11 protein-coding genes are annotated in these 15,935 nt (G+C 72.3%); 2 read left to right on the plus strand and 9 right to left on the minus strand.

Features of this window, described 5'->3' with window-relative positions:
- Position 1: 1 nt before the first annotated feature.
- From pgi to tkt, 5 genes are all read right to left on the minus strand, one after another.
- Complete coding sequence (pgi, locus tag OHB09_RS27715; RefSeq protein WP_328922724.1) at positions 2–1,690, minus strand: glucose-6-phosphate isomerase; 1,689 nt, start codon at positions 1,688–1,690, stop codon at positions 2–4.
- The gene (gene opcA, locus OHB09_RS27720) at positions 1,683–2,624 is read right to left on the minus strand and encodes a glucose-6-phosphate dehydrogenase assembly protein OpcA (protein WP_006139798.1); all 942 of its coding nucleotides are present in this window, start codon (positions 2,622–2,624) and stop codon (positions 1,683–1,685) included. The genes pgi and opcA overlap by 8 nt, the downstream gene beginning before the upstream one ends.
- Positions 2,621–4,402, minus strand: a complete 1,782-nt coding sequence (gene zwf / locus OHB09_RS27725) for a glucose-6-phosphate dehydrogenase (protein ID WP_319350695.1) — start codon at positions 4,400–4,402, stop codon at positions 2,621–2,623. The genes opcA and zwf overlap by 4 nt, the downstream gene beginning before the upstream one ends.
- The gene (gene tal / locus OHB09_RS27730) at positions 4,402–5,580 is read right to left on the minus strand and encodes a transaldolase (RefSeq protein WP_319350694.1); all 1,179 of its coding nucleotides are present in this window, start codon (positions 5,578–5,580) and stop codon (positions 4,402–4,404) included. Before tal ends, zwf begins: the two co-directional genes overlap by 1 nt.
- Positions 5,581–5,663: 83 nt before the next feature.
- On the minus strand, positions 5,664–7,748 hold the full coding sequence (gene tkt / locus OHB09_RS27735; protein ID WP_319350693.1) for a transketolase: 2,085 nt from the start codon (positions 7,746–7,748) through the stop codon (positions 5,664–5,666).
- 380 nt (positions 7,749–8,128) lie between these two features.
- Here tkt and OHB09_RS27740 point away from each other — a divergent pair, with 380 nt between their 5' ends.
- Positions 8,129–9,010, plus strand: coding sequence for a helix-turn-helix domain-containing protein (locus tag OHB09_RS27740; RefSeq protein ID WP_234528464.1), 882 nt, complete (start codon positions 8,129–8,131; stop codon positions 9,008–9,010).
- A gap of 150 nt (positions 9,011–9,160) precedes the next feature.
- Here OHB09_RS27740 and OHB09_RS27745 read toward each other — a convergent pair whose 3' ends face one another.
- From OHB09_RS27745 to OHB09_RS27760, 4 genes are all read right to left on the minus strand, one after another.
- Positions 9,161–10,582, minus strand: a complete 1,422-nt coding sequence (locus OHB09_RS27745) for a glycoside hydrolase family 16 protein (protein WP_006139803.1) — start codon at positions 10,580–10,582, stop codon at positions 9,161–9,163.
- A gap of 206 nt (positions 10,583–10,788) precedes the next feature.
- Positions 10,789–13,110, minus strand: a complete 2,322-nt coding sequence (gene secD, locus OHB09_RS27750; protein ID WP_407077353.1) for a protein translocase subunit SecD — start codon at positions 13,108–13,110, stop codon at positions 10,789–10,791.
- 154 nt (positions 13,111–13,264) lie between these two features.
- Positions 13,265–13,939 (minus strand): response regulator, encoded by a 675-nt coding sequence (locus tag OHB09_RS27755; protein WP_006139805.1) that lies wholly within the window; start codon positions 13,937–13,939, stop codon positions 13,265–13,267.
- A gap of 1 nt (position 13,940) precedes the next feature.
- Complete coding sequence (locus OHB09_RS27760; protein ID WP_006139806.1) at positions 13,941–14,951, minus strand: HAMP domain-containing sensor histidine kinase; 1,011 nt, start codon at positions 14,949–14,951, stop codon at positions 13,941–13,943.
- 615 nt (positions 14,952–15,566) lie between these two features.
- On the opposite strand from OHB09_RS27760, the gene OHB09_RS27765 reads away from it, so the two are divergent.
- Positions 15,567–15,896 (plus strand): TraR/DksA C4-type zinc finger protein, encoded by a 330-nt coding sequence (locus tag OHB09_RS27765; protein ID WP_006139807.1) that lies wholly within the window; start codon positions 15,567–15,569, stop codon positions 15,894–15,896.
- The last annotated feature ends 39 nt before the right edge of the window (positions 15,897–15,935 follow it).

Genomic DNA, 15,935 nt, shown 5'->3' on the forward strand with positions numbered 1-15,935 from the left:
GTCACTTCACTTCCCTGAGCTTGAGTTCGCGGTAGTCGGCCACCAGCGCGGCCGTGGACGGGTCGAGACCGGGTACGTGGGCGCCCTCGCTGAGCGCGGGCTCGACCCGCTTGGCGAGGACCTTGCCCAGCTCGACGCCCCACTGGTCGAAGGAGTCGATGTTCCACACCGCGCCCTGGACGAACACCTTGTGCTCGTAGAGGGCGATGAGCTGCCCGAGCACGGAGGGGGTCAGCTCCGGGGCGAGGATCGTGGTGGTGGGGTGGTTGCCGCGGAAGGTGCGGTGCGGGACCTGCTCCTCCTGGGCGCCCTCGGCGCGCACCTCCTCGGCGGTCTTGCCGAAGGCGAGGGCCTGCGTCTGGGCGAAGAAGTTCGCCATCAGCAGGTCGTGCTGCGCCTTCAGTTCCTCGCTCAGTTCGGCGACCGGGCGGGCGAAGCCGATGAAGTCGGCGGGGATGAGCTTGGTGCCCTGGTGGATCAGCTGGTAGTAGGCGTGCTGCCCGTTGGTGCCGGGCGTGCCCCACACCACCGGTCCGGTCTGCCATTCCACCGGGTGCCCGTCACGGTCCACGGACTTGCCGTTGGACTCCATGTCGAGCTGCTGGAGGTAGGCGGTGAACTTGGACAGGTAGTGGGAGTACGGCAGCACGGCGTGGGACTGGGCGTCGTGGAAGTCGCCGTACCAGATACCGAGGAGACCCATCAGGAGCGGGGCGTTGGACTCGGCCGGGGCGGTGCGGAAGTGCTCGTCGATCATGTGGAAGCCGTCGAGCATCTCGCGGAAGCGGTCGGGGCCGATGGCGAGCATCAGGGACAGGCCGATGGCGGAGTCGTAGGAGTAGCGGCCGCCGACCCAGTCCCAGAACTCGAACATGTTGGCCGTGTCGATGCCGAAGTCGGCGACCTTCTCCGCGTTCGTCGACAGCGCCACGAAGTGCTTCGCGACCGCCTTGTCCTCCTCGCCGAGCCCGGCCAGCAGCCAGGAGCGGGCGGAGGTGGCGTTGGTGATCGTCTCGATCGTGGTGAACGTCTTGGAGGCGACGATGAACAGGGTCTCCGCCGGGTCCAGGTCCCGCAGGTTCTCGTGCAGGTCGGCGCCGTCCACGTTGGAGACGAAGCGGACCGTGAGACCGCGGTCGGTGAAGGCGCGCAGCGCCTCGTAGGCCATCGCGGGGCCGAGGTCGGAGCCGCCGATGCCGATGTTGACGACGTTCCTGATGCGCCGGCCGGTGTGCCCGGTCCACTCCCCGGAGCGGACCCGCCCGGCGAAGTCGGCCATCCGGTCGAGGACTTCGTGCACCTTCGGCACCACATTCCCGGGGGTCTCCCCGTCCACCTCGACCACCGCGTCCCGCGGGGCACGCAGCGCGGTGTGCAGGACGGCCCGGTTCTCGGTGGTGTTGATCCGCGCACCGCCGAACATCGCGTCCCGCAACTCGAACACGCCGGTGGCGGTGGCCAGTTCCTGCAGCAGGGCCAGCGTCTCGTCGGTGACCAGGTGCTTGGAGTAGTCGATCAGCAGATCGCCGGCCCGGACGCGGTAGCGCCGGGCGCGGTCCGGGTCCGTCTCGAACAGCTCGCGCAGACCGGGACGGGGTATCCCCTGGGCGCGGTGGTCCTCCAGGGCCGTCCACTCCGGGCGGCGGGTGAGCCACGGGTGACGGCCCGAGGGGGTGGTGGACTCAGACACGGGCCGAGGCCTCCTCGGTGGAGGCATCGGCGCCGCGCAGCGCCACCTCGTACATCTCGTCCGCGTCCAGCCGCCGCAGTTCCTCGGCGATCAGCTCGGACAGCGGGCGCACCTTCAGCGCCAGGGAGCGCGGGGGCTGCCCGGGCAGGGTGAGCGTGGCCAGCGGGCCGTCCGGGCGGTCGAGGACGATCTCGCCCTTGTCGGTGCCCAGCCGCACGGTCGTCACCACCGGGCCGCCGCTCACCACCCGGTTCACGTCCACCTTCAGCCGGGCCTCCAGCCAGCGCGCCAGCAGCTCGGCGCTGGGGTTGTCCGCCTCCGCCTCCACCGCGGCCGAGGTGACCTCCGTGCGGGCCTGGTCCAGGGCGGCGGCCAGCATGGAACGCCACAGGGTGAGCCGGGTCCAGGCCAGGTCGGTGTCGCCCGGCGCGTAGGAGTCGGCCCTGGTACGCAGCACCTCCATGGGCGACTCGACGGCGTACAGATCGGTGATCCGGCGCTGCGCCAGCGCGCCCAGCGGGTCCTTCGCCGGATTCCGGGGCGCGTCCACCGGCCACCAGACGACGACGGGCGCGTCCGGGAGCAGCAGCGGCAGCACCACCGAGTCGGCATGACCGGTGACCTCGCCGTACAGCCGCAGGATCACCGTCTCGCCGGTGCCCGCCTCGGAGCCGACCCGCACCTCGGCGTCGAGCCGGGAGGCGGTGCGGTCCCGCAGGGTCCGGGCGTGCCGCTTGATGACGACCAGGGTCCGGGAGGGATGCTCGTGCGAGGCCTCCTCGGCCGCCTTCAGCGCGTCGTAGGCGTTCTCCTCGTCCGTGACGATCACCATCGTCAGGACCATGCCCACGGCGGGGGTGCCGATGGCGCGGCGGCCCCGCACCAACGCCTTGTTGATCTTGCTTGCCGTGGTGTCGGTCAGGTCGATCTTCATGGCCTGCGCCAGCTCCGTCCGTCTCGTGCGAGCATCTCGTCGGCTTCCTCCGGGCCCCAGCTGCCCGAGGCGTACTGCGCGGGCGTGCCGTGCGCGTCCCAGTACCCCTCGATCGGGTCGAGGATCTTCCAGGACTCTTCCACTTCCTGGTGCCGCGGGAACAGGTTGGCGTCGCCGAGCAGCACGTCGAGGATCAGCCGCTCGTACGCCTCGGGGCTCGACTCGGTGAACGACTCGCCGTAGGCGAAGTCCATCGTCACGTCCCGGATCTCCATCGAGGTGCCCGGCACCTTGGAGCCGAAGCGCACGGTCATGCCCTCGTCCGGCTGGACCCGGAACACGATCGCGTTCTGCCCCAGCTCCTCCGTGGCCGTCGAGTCGAAGGGGGAGTGCGGGGCCCGCTGGAGCACCACCGCGATCTCGGTGACCCGGCGGCCCAGCCGCTTGCCGGTGCGCAGATAGAACGGCACGCCCGCCCAGCGGCGGTTGTCGATCTCCAGCTTGATCGCGGCGAAGGTGTCGGTCTTCGACTTCGGGTCGATCCCGTCCTCCTCCAGATAGCCGCGCACCCGCTCGCCGCCCTGCCAGCCGGCCTCGTACTGGCCGCGCACGGTGTGCGCGCCCAGGTCCTCGGGCAGCCGGACGGCCTTGAGCACCTTGAGCTTCTCGGTCAGCAGCGACTCGGCGTCGAAGGCGGCCGGTTCCTCCATCGCGGTGAGCGCGAGGAGCTGCAGCAGATGGTTCTGGATGACGTCGCGCGCCGAGCCGATGCCGTCGTAGTAGCCGGCCCGGCCGCCGATGCCGATGTCCTCGGCCATCGTGATCTGCACATGGTCCACGAAGGACCGGTTCCAGATCGGCTCGTACATCTGGTTGGCGAAACGCAGCGCCAGGATGTTCTGGACGGTCTCCTTGCCCAGGTAGTGGTCGATCCGGAACACCTGTTCCGGGGTGAACACCTCGTGCACGATCGTGTTGAGCTCCCGCGCGCTCGCCAGGTCGCGGCCGAAGGGCTTCTCGATCACCGCGCGCCGCCAGGAGCCCCGGGGCGGGTCCGCGAGCCCGTGCTTCTTGAGCTGCTGGACGACCTTGGGGAAGAACCTCGGCGGCACCGAGAGGTAGAAGGCGTAGTTGCCGCACGTGCCGCGCGAGGCGTCCAGCTCGTCGACGGCCGCGCGGAGCTGCTTGAACGCCGTGTCGTCGTCGAAGTCGCCGGGGATGAAGCGCATGCCCTCGGAGAGCTGCTGCCAGACCTCCTCCCGGAACGGCGTACGGGCGTGCTCGCGCACCGCGTCGTGCACCACCTGCGCGAAGTCCTGGTCCTCCCAGTCCCGGCGGGCGAACCCGACGAGCGAGAAGCCCGGCGGCAGCAGACCCCGGTTGGCCAGGTCGTACACCGCCGGCATCAGCTTGCGGCGGGACAGGTCACCGGTGACACCGAAGATCACCAGGCCGGAGGGTCCCGCGATGCGGGGCAGCCGGCGGTCCCGGGGGTCACGCAGTTCGTTGTCCCAGTCGCCGAGCAGGTCCTCGGGGGTGGCGCAGGCGCTTACGGCGTCCTGAGCGGCTCGGGAGCTCTGGGTGGCTCGGCCGTTCCGGGGCTCCTGGGATTCCTGGGGTTCCGGGGACTTCCGGGACCCTTGGGGCGCCTTTTCGGGTGCCTGGGCCGTCTTGGTCCCGGCAGCCTTCGACCTGGCCCCGGCCGCCCCGGCGGCCATGCTCCTCGTGCCCCTGGCCGCGCGCTTGGTGGCCTTGGCGGCCGTGTCGTCCTCGCTCATCAGGCGTGCACCTCCTTGCCCTCGTCACCGTCGTCCTCGGAGCCGTCCCGGGCGCTCAGCGAGGCCGAGACCGCGTCCAGCAGTTCCTGCCAGGCGGCCTCGAACTTCGCCACGCCCTCGTTCTCCAGCAGCCCGACCACCTCGTCGTAGGCGATGCCCAGCCGTGCCACCGCGTCGAGGTCGGCCCGGGCCTGCGCGTACCCAGCGGTGACCGTGTCACCCCGCACGTCGCCGTGCTCGGCGGTGGCGTCCAGGGTGGCCTCCGGCATGGTGTTGACCGTGCCGGGCGCGACCAGTTCGTCCACGTACAGGGTGTCCTTGTAGGCGGGGTCCTTCACCCCGGTGGAGGCCCACAGCGGACGCTGACGGTTGGCTCCGGCGCGTTCCAGGGCCGCCCAGCGCTCTGTGCCGAACACCTCCTCGTACGCCTGGTAGGCGAGGCGCGCGTTGGCCAGCGCCGCCCGGCCGCGCAGGCCGGCGGCCTCCTCGGTGCCCAGCGCGATCAGCCGCTTGTCGATCTCGGCGTCCACGCGGGAGACGAAGAACGAGGCCACCGAGTGGATGCCGGACAGCTCCGCACCCCGCTCCCGGGCCTGCTCCAGACCGGTGAGGTAGGCGTCCATCACCTGGCGGTAGCGGTCCAGGGAGAAGATCAGCGTCACGTTCACGCTGATGCCCCGGGCGGTCACCTCGGTGATCGCGGGCACCCCGGCCTCGGTGGCCGGGATCTTGATCATCACGTTGGGCCGGTCCACCAGCCAGGCGAGCTGCACGGCCTCGGCGACAGTGGCCCGCGTGTCGTGCGCGAGCCGGGGGTCCACCTCGAGGGACACCCGCCCGTCCCGGCCCCCGGTCGCCTCGTACACCGGGCGCAGCACGTCGGCGGCGGCCCGCACGTCCGCGCTGGTCATCATCCGGACGGCCTCGTCGACCGACACCCCGCGCACGGCGAGATCGGCGAGCTGCTCCTCGTAGCCCTCGCCCGAGCCGATGGCGGCACGGAAGATGGACGGGTTGGTGGTGACGCCGACGACGTGCTTCCCGGCGATCAGCCCGGCCAGGTTCCCGGAGGCGATCCGGCGGCGGGACAGGTCGTCCAGCCACACGGAGACACCCTCCTTCGACAGCAGCGCGAGCGGCTCGGCGGAGCGGGCGGCGGACGTTCCTTCGGTGGTCACAGTGGTCTTCTCTCCTTGACGGTGCGGCGGGTGGTGCGGCGGGTGGTGGGGCGGGCGGGAGCCGGCGGAAGGGGCCGGGCGGCTCAGCCGCGCGCGGCGGCCAGCGACTCCTTCGCCGCGGCGGCCACGTGCTCCGCGGTGAAGCCGAACTCGGCGAACAGCGTCTTCGCGTCCGCGGAGGCGCCGAAGTGCTCCAGGGAGACGATGCGTCCGGCGTCTCCGACGAAGCGGTGCCAGGTCAGGCCGATGCCGGCCTCGACGGCCACGCGCGCCTTCACGGCGGAGGGCAGCACCCGCTCGCGGTACTCGGCGTCCTGCTCCTCGAACCACTCCACCGAGGGCATCGAGACCACGCGGGTGGCGATCCCCTCGGCCTCCAGCCGCTCCCGGGCGCCGACGGCCAGCTGCACCTCGGAACCGGTACCGATCAGGACGACCTCGGGGGTGCCGGTGGAGGCCTCCTGGAGGATGTAGCCGCCCCTGACCGTCTCGGGGGCGGCGGGGTAGGTCGGCACGCCCTGCCGGGTGAGGGCCAGTCCGTGCGGGGCCGGGTGGGTGCCGTGCCGGCGCAGGATCTCGGCCCAGGCGAGCGCGGTCTCGTTGGCGTCCGCCGGGCGGACGACGTTGAGGCCGGGGATCGCGCGCAGCGAGGCGAGGTGCTCGACGGGCTGGTGGGTGGGGCCGTCTTCGCCCAGGCCGATGGAGTCGTGCGTCCACACGTACGTCACCGGGAGCTGCATGAGGGCGGAGAGGCGGACGGCGTTGCGCATGTAGTCGGAGAAGACCAGGAAGGTGCCGCCGTAGATGCGGGTGTTGCCGTGCAGGGCGATGCCGTTCATCTCCGCGGCCATGGAGTGCTCGCGGATGCCGAAGTGGATGGTGCGGCCGTACGGGTCGGCCTCCGGCAGCGGGTTGCCCTTCGGGAGGAAGGAACTGGTCTTGTCGATCGTGGTGTTGTTGGAGCCCGCGAGGTCGGCGGAGCCGCCCCACAGCTCCGGCACGATCGCGCCGAGCGCCTGGAGCACCTTGCCGGAGGCGGCACGGGTGGCGACGGCCTTGCCCTCCTCGAACACCGGCAGGGCGTCCTCCCAGCCCTCGGGGAGCCGGCCGGCCACGACCCGGTCGAGCAGCGCGGAGCGCTCGGGATCGCGCTCACGCCAGACGGACAGTTCCTTGTTCCAGGCCGCGTGCGCCTCCGCGCCCCGGTCCAGGGCCTTGCGGGTGTGGGCGAGGACCTCCTCGGAGACCTCGAAGCTCTTGTCCGGGTCGAAGCCCAGGACGCGCTTGGTGGCCGCGACCTCGTCCTCGCCGAGCGCCGAGCCGTGCGCGGCCTCGGTGTTCTGCGCGTGCGGGGCGGGCCAGGCGATGATCGTGCGCATCGCGATGATCGAGGGGCGCCCGGTCTCGGCCTGCGCCGCCCCGAGCGCCGCGTACAGCGCGTGCACGTCGACGTCGCCGCTCTCGGCGGGCTCGATGCGCTGCACGTGCCAGCCGTAGGCCTCGTAGCGCTTGAGCACGTCCTCGGAGAAGGCGGTCGCGGTGTCGCCCTCGATGGAGATGTGGTTGTCGTCGTAGAGGAAGACGAGGTTGCCGAGCCTCTGGTGCCCGGCGAGCGAGGACGCCTCGGCGGAGATGCCCTCCTCCAGGTCACCGTCGGAGACGATCGCCCAGATGGTGTGGTCGAAGGGGGACTCGCCCTCGGCGGCCTCCGGGTCGAACAGACCGCGCTCGTAGCGGGCGGCCATCGCCATGCCCACGGCGTTGGCCACGCCCTGGCCCAGCGGGCCCGTGGTCGTCTCCACCCCGGCGGTGTGCCCGTACTCGGGGTGACCGGGGGTCTTGGAACCGTGGGTGCGGAAGGACTTCAGGTCGTCCAGCTCCAGCTCGTAGCCGGCCAGGTAGAGCTGGGTGTACAGGGTGAGGGAGGTGTGCCCGGGGGAGAGGACGAAGCGGTCGCGGCCGGTCCACTCGGGGTCGGCGGGGTCGTGCCGCATCACCTTCTGAAAGAGCGTGTACGCGGCCGGTGCGAGGCTCATCGCCGTGCCCGGATGGCCGTTGCCGACCTTCTGCACGGCGTCGGCGGCCAGCACACGGGCGGTGTCCACGGCCCGGCTGTCCAGGTCGGTCCACTCCAGGCGGCCGAGGGGGCCGGGGTTCTGCTCAGTCATCTTCAAGAAGTCCTCACATCAGGGGGAAAGACCGTCCAACGCGTTCAAAACTAAAAGTCTGACTTTTGGCGGGCCAGGTCACGCTGTGCCACGCTTCGGTGAAAGTGGGACACGGCCCCGGTCGGCGGGCGCCGTGCGGGCGGATGAACTCACACGAGACGGACATGGTGGACACGGACACGGGTACCTACGCGGACGGGTTCCAGACCTCCGGGGGCGAGAGCGCGGCCCCGGCCCCGGCGGGTGACGGCTCTCCGTCGGAGCGCGCGGCGGAGGGGGAGGCCCCGTCTCCGAATGCGGATGCGGGCGCGGGCCGGGGTACGGACGCGGGCACGGGCTCGGGCACGGGTGCGGGCACGAGCACGGGTACAGGCGCGGACGTGGGCGCGGGGGCGGGGGCGATCCAGACCTTCCCCTTCGACCCCCGTGCCAGCGTCAGCGGGGTCGGCATCCAGATCGGGCCCATGGGGGAGGGCGGACCGACCTGGCAGTCCCGGGCGGTCCCGGAGCGGGTGCACCGCGTCGACTTCCACGTCGTCATGCTGTTCACCGGGGGGCCGGTGACCCACATGATCGACTTCGCCGACCACGAGGCCCGGGCCGGGGACGTGCTGTGGATCCGCCCCGGCCAGGTCCACCGCTTCCGGCCCGCGCACGCCTACCGGGGGACGGCGCTCACCATGCAGCCCGGGTTCCTGCCGCGGGCGATCGTCGAGGCGACGGGGCTCTACCGCTACGACCTGCCCCCGCTGCTCCACCCCGACCCGGCCCAGCTCGCCGGACTGCGGCACTGCCTGGAGCAACTGGAGCGGGAGTACGTCGACACGGCCACGCTCCCGTCCCACCTGCACACCGCCGTGCTGCGGCACACCCTCACCGCGTTCCTCTACCGCCTCGCCCACCTCGCGGCCGGCTCGGCGGGACGGCGGGCCGTGGAGGGGGCGGACAGCGCCTTCGAGAGGTTCCGGGAGGCCGTGGAACGGGACTTCGCGCGCAACCACAGCGTCAGCGCCTACGCCGACGCCCTCGGCTACTCCCGCCGCACCCTCGTGCGCGCGGTCCGCGCGGCCACGGGGGAGACGCCCAAGGGGTTCATCGACAAGCGGGTGGTGCTGGAGGCCAAGCGGTTGCTGGCCCACACGGACCTGCCGGTGGGCCGCGTCGGCGCCACCCTGGGCTTCCCCGACGCGGCCAACTTCTCGAAGTTCTTCCATCAACGCACGGGGCTGACACCGGCGCTCTTCCGGGCGGGGATGGGCTGACACCCGCTTCGGACGCGGACAGGGGTGTGGCCGGCCGCGTTGCCACGCGACCGGCCACACCCCGGGAGCCGCCGGAAACCCGTGAGGGGCCTCCGCGGAACCTCAGGGCCTCAAAGCCTCAAAGCCTCGAAGCCTCAGAACCTCTTGGCCTCAGTGACCGAACGTGAACCAGTTGACGTTGACGAAGTCGGACGGCTGGCCGCTGGTGAAGGTCAGGTAGACGTCATGCGTCCCCGTCACCCCGCTGATGTTCGCCGGGATCGTCCTCCAGCTCTGCCAGCCGCCCGTGTTGGACAGGGCGAAACTGCCGATCGGTGCCGCGCTCCGGCTGTCCAGCCGTACCTCGACCAGGCCGCTCACACCGGCGCCGGCGCCGCTCGCGACCCGCGCCTGGAACTGATGGGCGGCGCTGGAGCCGAACTTGACGCCCTTGTACAGCGCCCAGTCGCCGTTCGCGAGCGCGCCGATGTTCTGGCCGCCGCCGCTGTCGGAGGTGGACTCGGTGATCGTCCCGGACTGGCTGTCGAAGGACTCCGCCTGGATCGTGCCGTACGCGTCCCTGCTGCCGGTCGGCGGCGGGGTGGTGCCGCCGTCCCCGCCACCGGAGGTCGACAGCACCTGCACGTAGTCGACGGTCATCGGATGCCCGGGCTCGGTGCCGCCGTCGGGACCGCCGCCGAAGGCGCCCGGGAAGCCGCCGCCCATAGCGACGTTGAGGATGACGAAGTAGCCGTGGTTCGTGGCGTTCGCCCACGTCGTCGCGTCGACCTGATTGGCGCGCACGGTGTGGAAGTTGACCCCGTCGAGGTAGAACCGCACCTCCTCCGGGCTCGTCGACCTGTCCCACTCCATCGCGTAGGTGTGGAACCCGGCCTGACACGTGGAACCGGTGCAGGCGGTCGAACCGCCGATGCCGTTGGTCTCCTTGCACGGCCCGTCCGGGTTGACGCCGCAGTGCATCGTGGCCCAGTCGGTGTTGAGTCCCTGGACGTTCTCCATGATGTCCAGCTCGCCCACGGCCGGCCAGTTCTGGTAGTTGCCGCGGAAGGGCGCGCCCAGCATCCAGAACGCCGGCCAGTAGCCCTTGGCCGCCGCACCCGTGACGTTGGGGAGCTGGATGCGGGCCTGCACCCGCAGCTTCCCGCCCGAGGGTGGCTGGAAGTCCGTGCGCCGGGTCTCGATGCGGCCGGAGGTCCAGCGTCCGGAGGAGTCCCGGCGCGGGGTGATCTGCAGGTTGCCGGCTCCGTCGAGCGCGACGTTGCTCGTGCTGTTGGTCATCGTCTCGACCTCGCCGGTGCCCCAGTTGGAGGCGCCGCCGGGGTACGAAGTACCCAGGTCGTACTGCCAGTTGTTGGTGTCGACCCCGGTGCCGGCGGCACCGTTGAAGTCGTCGAGGAAGACCTGGGACCAGCCCGCCGGGGGAGTGGGCGCCGAGGCGCTGGCGGAGCCGGTGGTGGCGGTGGCCGCGGCGGCGGCCAGGCCCAGGGTGCCGACGATCGCGACGAGCACGCGCCGCAGGGGCATGCGTCTGCGGTGGTTCCGGCCGGTGCCGGAGGGGAGTGTCTCGGTCATCTGAGGTATGCCTCTTCACGTACGGGGAGTGGGGGTACGCGGGTGGTGCATGGGTGGTGCATGGGTACTGAGAGCGCTCTCAGAGCGCGCGCTCAATGTGCTCTCCGGCGCCCCGGCCGTCAAGAGGTAAAGCAGGGAAATCACTTTCCGTACAGGGGAGTTCAAAGGATGAAGAGGGCGGTGCGGGAGGCACCGCCCTCCCCAGGTCAGGGCGTGCGGGCCGCTCGCGCACCCTCCGCCGCCGGGTCCGCCCTCCGCGTGCCGCGCCCCTTCGCGTGCCCGTCGTCCCGCCCGCTCGCGCGCCCCTGCAGCACTACCGCCAGCGGGGTCGCCGTGAAGACCGAGGAGTACGAGCCCACCACGATGCCGATGAGCAGCGCCAGCGCGAAGTCCGTCAGGGTGTCGCCGCCCAGGACGAACAGGGCCGCCAGGATGAACAGGGCCCCGATGCCGGTGTTGACGGTGCGCGGCAGGGTGCTGACGATCGCCGCGTCGGCGACCTCCGCGAACGGCCGGCGCCGGTCACCGGCGGTGAGTTCGCGGACCCGGTCGAAGACGACGACGGAGTCGTTGACCGAGTAGCCGATCACCGTGAGCAGGGCCGCCAGGAAGACGCCGTCGAGCGGTTTGCCCAGCCAGGCGAAGGCCCCGATCAGCAGCACCACGTCGTGCGCCAGGGCGGCCACCGCCGAGGCCGCGTACGTCCAGCGGAACCGCACGGCGAGATACAGCAGTTGGGTCGCGAGGGCGGCACCGAGGGCGAGCAGCGCCTTGCCGCGCAGTTCCGCGCCGAGGCTGGGCCCGATCATCTCGTCGCGCACCTTCTCGGTGTCGCCGCCGAGCGCTCCGACCGCCTCCCGCACCTCCCGCTCCTGGGCGTCCGTCAGGTCCGGGGTGCGGACGGTGAGATCTCCGTCGGCGGAGGAGTGGACGACCGCGCGCGGGAACCCCGCGTCCGTGAGCGCCTCCCGGGCGTCGTCGGCGGAGACGGTGCGCGAGGTGGAGTACTCGATGAGCCGGCCGCCGGTGAACTCCACCCCCAGCTCCACCCCGCGGCCTGCGATGCCCGCCGTCGCCAGCACCAGCGCCACTCCCGACACGGCCAGCCAGCGCCCGGGCCGGCGCATCAGCTTCGGCCGGCGCCGCCCCAGCCAGGCCCGCACCCTGCCCGTGCGGTCGATGCCGGACCAGGCCGGACGGGTGCGCACCGCGGGCCTGTTGACCGCGAACCCGGCCAGCACCCGGGTGATGACCAGCGCACTGAACATCGAGGCCAGCACACCGATGGACAATGTGACGCCGAAGCCGCGCACCGGCCCCGAGGCCAGGAAGAACAGCAGCGCCGCCGCGATCAGCGTGGTGATGTTGGAGTCCGCGATCGCGCTGAACGCCTTGCGGAAGCCCACGTCGAGCGCCGTGCGCGGGCTCGGCCGCCGACGCGCGGTGTACTCCTCCCTCGCCCGCTCGAAGACCAGGACGTTGGCGTCCACCGCCATGCCGATCGCCAGCACGAAGCCGGCCAGCCCCGGCAGGGTGAGCGTGGCGCCGAGTGCGAGCAGCGCCGCATAGGAGACGAGGGCGTAGCAGGCGAGCGCGAGGGTGGCGAGCGCGCCGAGGAGCCGGTAGACGACGATCACGAACAGCGAGGTCAGGGCGGCGCCGATGAGTCCGGCCCAGGCGCTGGCGGTGATGGCCTCGGCGCCCAGGGTGGGGCCGATGGTCCGCTGCTCGATCGTCTCCACCGGCACCGGCAGCGCCCCGCCGTTGACGAGCAGCGCCAGTTCCTTGGCCTCCTCGCCGGAGAAGCCGCCGGTGATCTGCGTGGAGCCGCCCGCGATGCCGGTGCCGCAGGACACGGACGGGTCGACCTGGGGCGAGGAGATGATCTCCTCGTCGAGGACGATGGCCACCCGGCGGGCGGGGTCCCCGGCCGGGTTGCAGGCGGCCCGGCCGGTCAACTCCGCCCACAGATCGCTGCCCCGGCCGCCGAAGTCGACGGTGACGAACCAGCCGACCGCCTGCTGCGGATCGATCCGCCCCTCGGCACCCTTGACGTGCTCACCGGTCAGGGCGGCCGGGCCGAGCCGCAGCCGCTGCCCGTCCTCGCCGGCCAGCACCCGCTCACCGGAGGAGCCCTTCCCGGTGTCGGCGGTGTCGGCGGCGCCGAGGACCGGGTGGAAGGTCATCTGCGCGGTGCGGCCGAGGACGTCGGCGGCTCGGCGGGGGTCCTGCACGCCCGGCAGCTCCACGATGATGCGGTCCTCGCCGGAGCGGACCAGGTTCGGTTCCGCGACCCCCAGCCCGTCGACCCGGCGGCGCAGCACCTCCAGTGCCCGGTCGGTGGCCTCCGCGTCCGCCTTCGCGGTGTCCGAGTCGCGGGTCTGCAGCACGATCTGGGTGCCGCCGCGCAGGTCGAGCCCCAGCCGGGGCGGGACGGTGAGCGCGAGGTACACCGAGAGGGACAGGACGAGGAGGGCCAGGGCGGCCCGCACACGGGAGGCGCGTTGCACGCGGTCGACGCGTTTCACAGGAGGCTCCAGCCGTACGGGTGGGTACGGATCGGGGATGGCGGAGTGCCGGAGTCGGCATATACGGGTACGGGGTATGGGTATGTGACCTGGCGCGACGAGGAGGAGGCCCCGAACGCGCGGTCACGCCCGCAGCGTCAGGTCAGGGCCGGGATCACGGCTCCACCAGGCCCGCCCGGATGGCGTACCGGGTCAGTTCCAGGCGGTCGCGCAGGCCGAGTTTGTGCAGCAGGTTGGCCCGGTGGCGCTGCACGGTCTTGATGCTGATGAACAGGGTGTCGGCGATCTCCTTGGAGGAGTGGCCCTCGGCGATCAGCTTCAGCACCTCCTCCTCGCGCGGCGTCAGCACGCTGTCCGAGACCTCCTCGCCCGAGCGGACCCGGTCGAGGAAGTTGCGGATCAGCGCCGTCACCGCGCCCGGGTACAGGAACGGCTCGCCCCGCACCGCCGCGCGGCAGGCCTCGACCAGGTCCCGGTCGGCGACCGACTTCAGGACGTAGCCGCAGGCGCCGGCCTTGAGGGCCTGGAAGAAGTACTGCTCGTTGTCGTACATGCTCAGCATGAGGATGCGAAGGTCCGGCTGGAGCTGCGACAGCTCGCGGGCGGCCTGGAGCCCCGTCATCCGGGGCATGGCCACGTCGAGGATCGCCAGGTCGGGGCGGTGGGTGCGGGCCGCCTGGACGGCCTCGGCGCCGTCACCGGCCTCCGCGACGACCTCGAAGTCGGGCTCGCCCTCCAGGATGAGCCGCACCCCGCGGCGCACCAGGGCGTGGTCGTCGGCCAGCAGGATGCGGGTGGTGGCGGCCGGTGGGGTGCTCGGTTCGGTCATGTCAGGCGTTCTTCCGGTTCTCGGGCGGGGATGAGGGTGCGGCGGGCGGGGGCGGCCCGTCGGGCTCGGGACGCGCCGTCGGCACGGTCAGCCGGAGCCGGGTGCCGCCCTCGGGGAGGGCCGTGAGGTCGAGCGTCGCACCGAGCAGCAGCGCGCGCTCCCGCATGCCGCGGATGCCGGCGCCCTCCCGGGCCGGGCCGATGCCGCGGCCGTCGTCGGTGATCTCCAGGACCACGCCGCCGCCGGTGCGGCGCAGGGCGAGCACGGCGCTCCCGGCCTCGGCGTGCCGGGCGATGTTGGTCAGCCCCTCCTGGGCGACCCGGTAGAGGACCAGCTCCGACTCCCGGTCCAGCGGAGGCAGTCCGTTCTCCAGCCTGCGGACGACCCGCAGCCCGGTGTGGGCGGCGAAGTCGGTGGCGAGGGAGGTGAGCGCGGCGATCAGGCCGAGGTCCTCCAGTACGCCGGGACGCAGCCGGCGGGCCAGCCTGCGCACCTCGTCCAGGCTCTCCCGGGTGATCTCCTGCGCCTGCCGCAGGTCCTCCCGCAACGGCTCGGGCGCCTGGTCGGCGGCCCGCTTCAGACCGAGCAGCACGGCGGTCAGACTCTGGCCGACCTCGTCGTGCAGCTCGGCCGCGATCCGGCGCCGTTCGGCCTCCTGGGCGGACAGCACCCGGGCACTGGAGGTGGCGCGCTCGGTCTCCAGCCGCTCCAGCATCGCGTTGAAGGTGCGGATCAGCTCCGCGACGCCGCTCTGGTCGGGCACGGGCAGCCGCTGCCCCGGACGCAGCAGGTCCACGGTGGACATCAGCCGGGACAGCCGCTCCAGCGGGGCCAGACCGATGCGCAGCAGCGCCGCGTTGGCCACCAGCATCACCGCGAGCCCGGCGAGCAGGATCACCGCCTCGGTCAGCACCACCGGCACCGAGACGGTCACCGGGGCCCACAGCAGGAGCGCGGTCGCCGCGCCCAGGACCAGGGCGTTCAGGCCGAAGATCCGCCAGAACAGGGACACCGGGGATACGCCTTCCGTCGTCGTCGTCTCGTCATGTCGTCATGCAGCCGTGTCGTCATGCGTCTGTGTCGTCGTGTCGTCGTGTCGTCGTGTCGCGGTGTCTTCATGTGTCGGTATGTGCCGGTATGTCGACCTCGTGCGGTGACGTACGCGCTCACCGTCCACTATCGCCGCTCGCGGGCGGCCACCGGCCGTGGGATCACATCGGGTGGGACCGCCCGGTGACCGCCCTGCCGCCAAGCCTGCCGTGCCGGGCGGACGGGGTCGATGGGGGGCGGGCCCCATCTGCGCGGCACGCGGGGGGCGCGGCACGGCCCGCACTGCACTCCCGGACCCCCCGGAAATGGGGTCCGGGACCGATGGCCCGTCCGGGGGCGGTCGGCGAGGGTGGGAAGCGAGCGGGGAGGCCGTCAGCTCCCCGCCCGGCTCCCGGGGTGCCCGTGGCCCCGGCCGGGGCCGGCCCGTCCGACGTGAGGGACGGACGGGCCGCCCCCGGGCCAGGAGGCCGGTTGTCCACCGGTCGACTCCCGACCGGTGGACCGCCAGCCGGTCGGCTCCCGACCGGCCGGCTCCCGACTGACGGGAATGTTCAGGCCGTGGAAAGGACCTGTTGCGATGTCGCTGGACACCGCCCGCACCGGCTCGCCCGCAGGGCGCCGACGCGTGCACGAGGCCCGGCAGCGCCTGCAGCACGAGCGCGATACGCGACTCGCGCAGCTCGGGGCGCTGCGTGAGGGGCAGGGGGACGCGGTCGCCGACGACCTGGTGGCCGCGCAGCGCACCGCCGTGCGCAGAGCCCTGAAGGACATCGACGCCGCCTTCGCGAGGCTGGAGGACGGGTCGTACGGAATGTGCGGGGGGTGCGCGAAGCCGATCCCGGCGGAGCGACTGGAAATCCTCCCCTACGCGAGGGCCTGCGTGCCGTGCGCGCAGCGGGCGGACTGAGGTCCGCCCGCCGGGGCCCCGCCCCCGGCCCGGGGGCGC

It is taken from the genome of Streptomyces griseoaurantiacus, assembly GCF_036189845.1.
GTDB lineage: Bacteria > Actinomycetota > Actinomycetes > Streptomycetales > Streptomycetaceae > Streptomyces > Streptomyces griseoaurantiacus.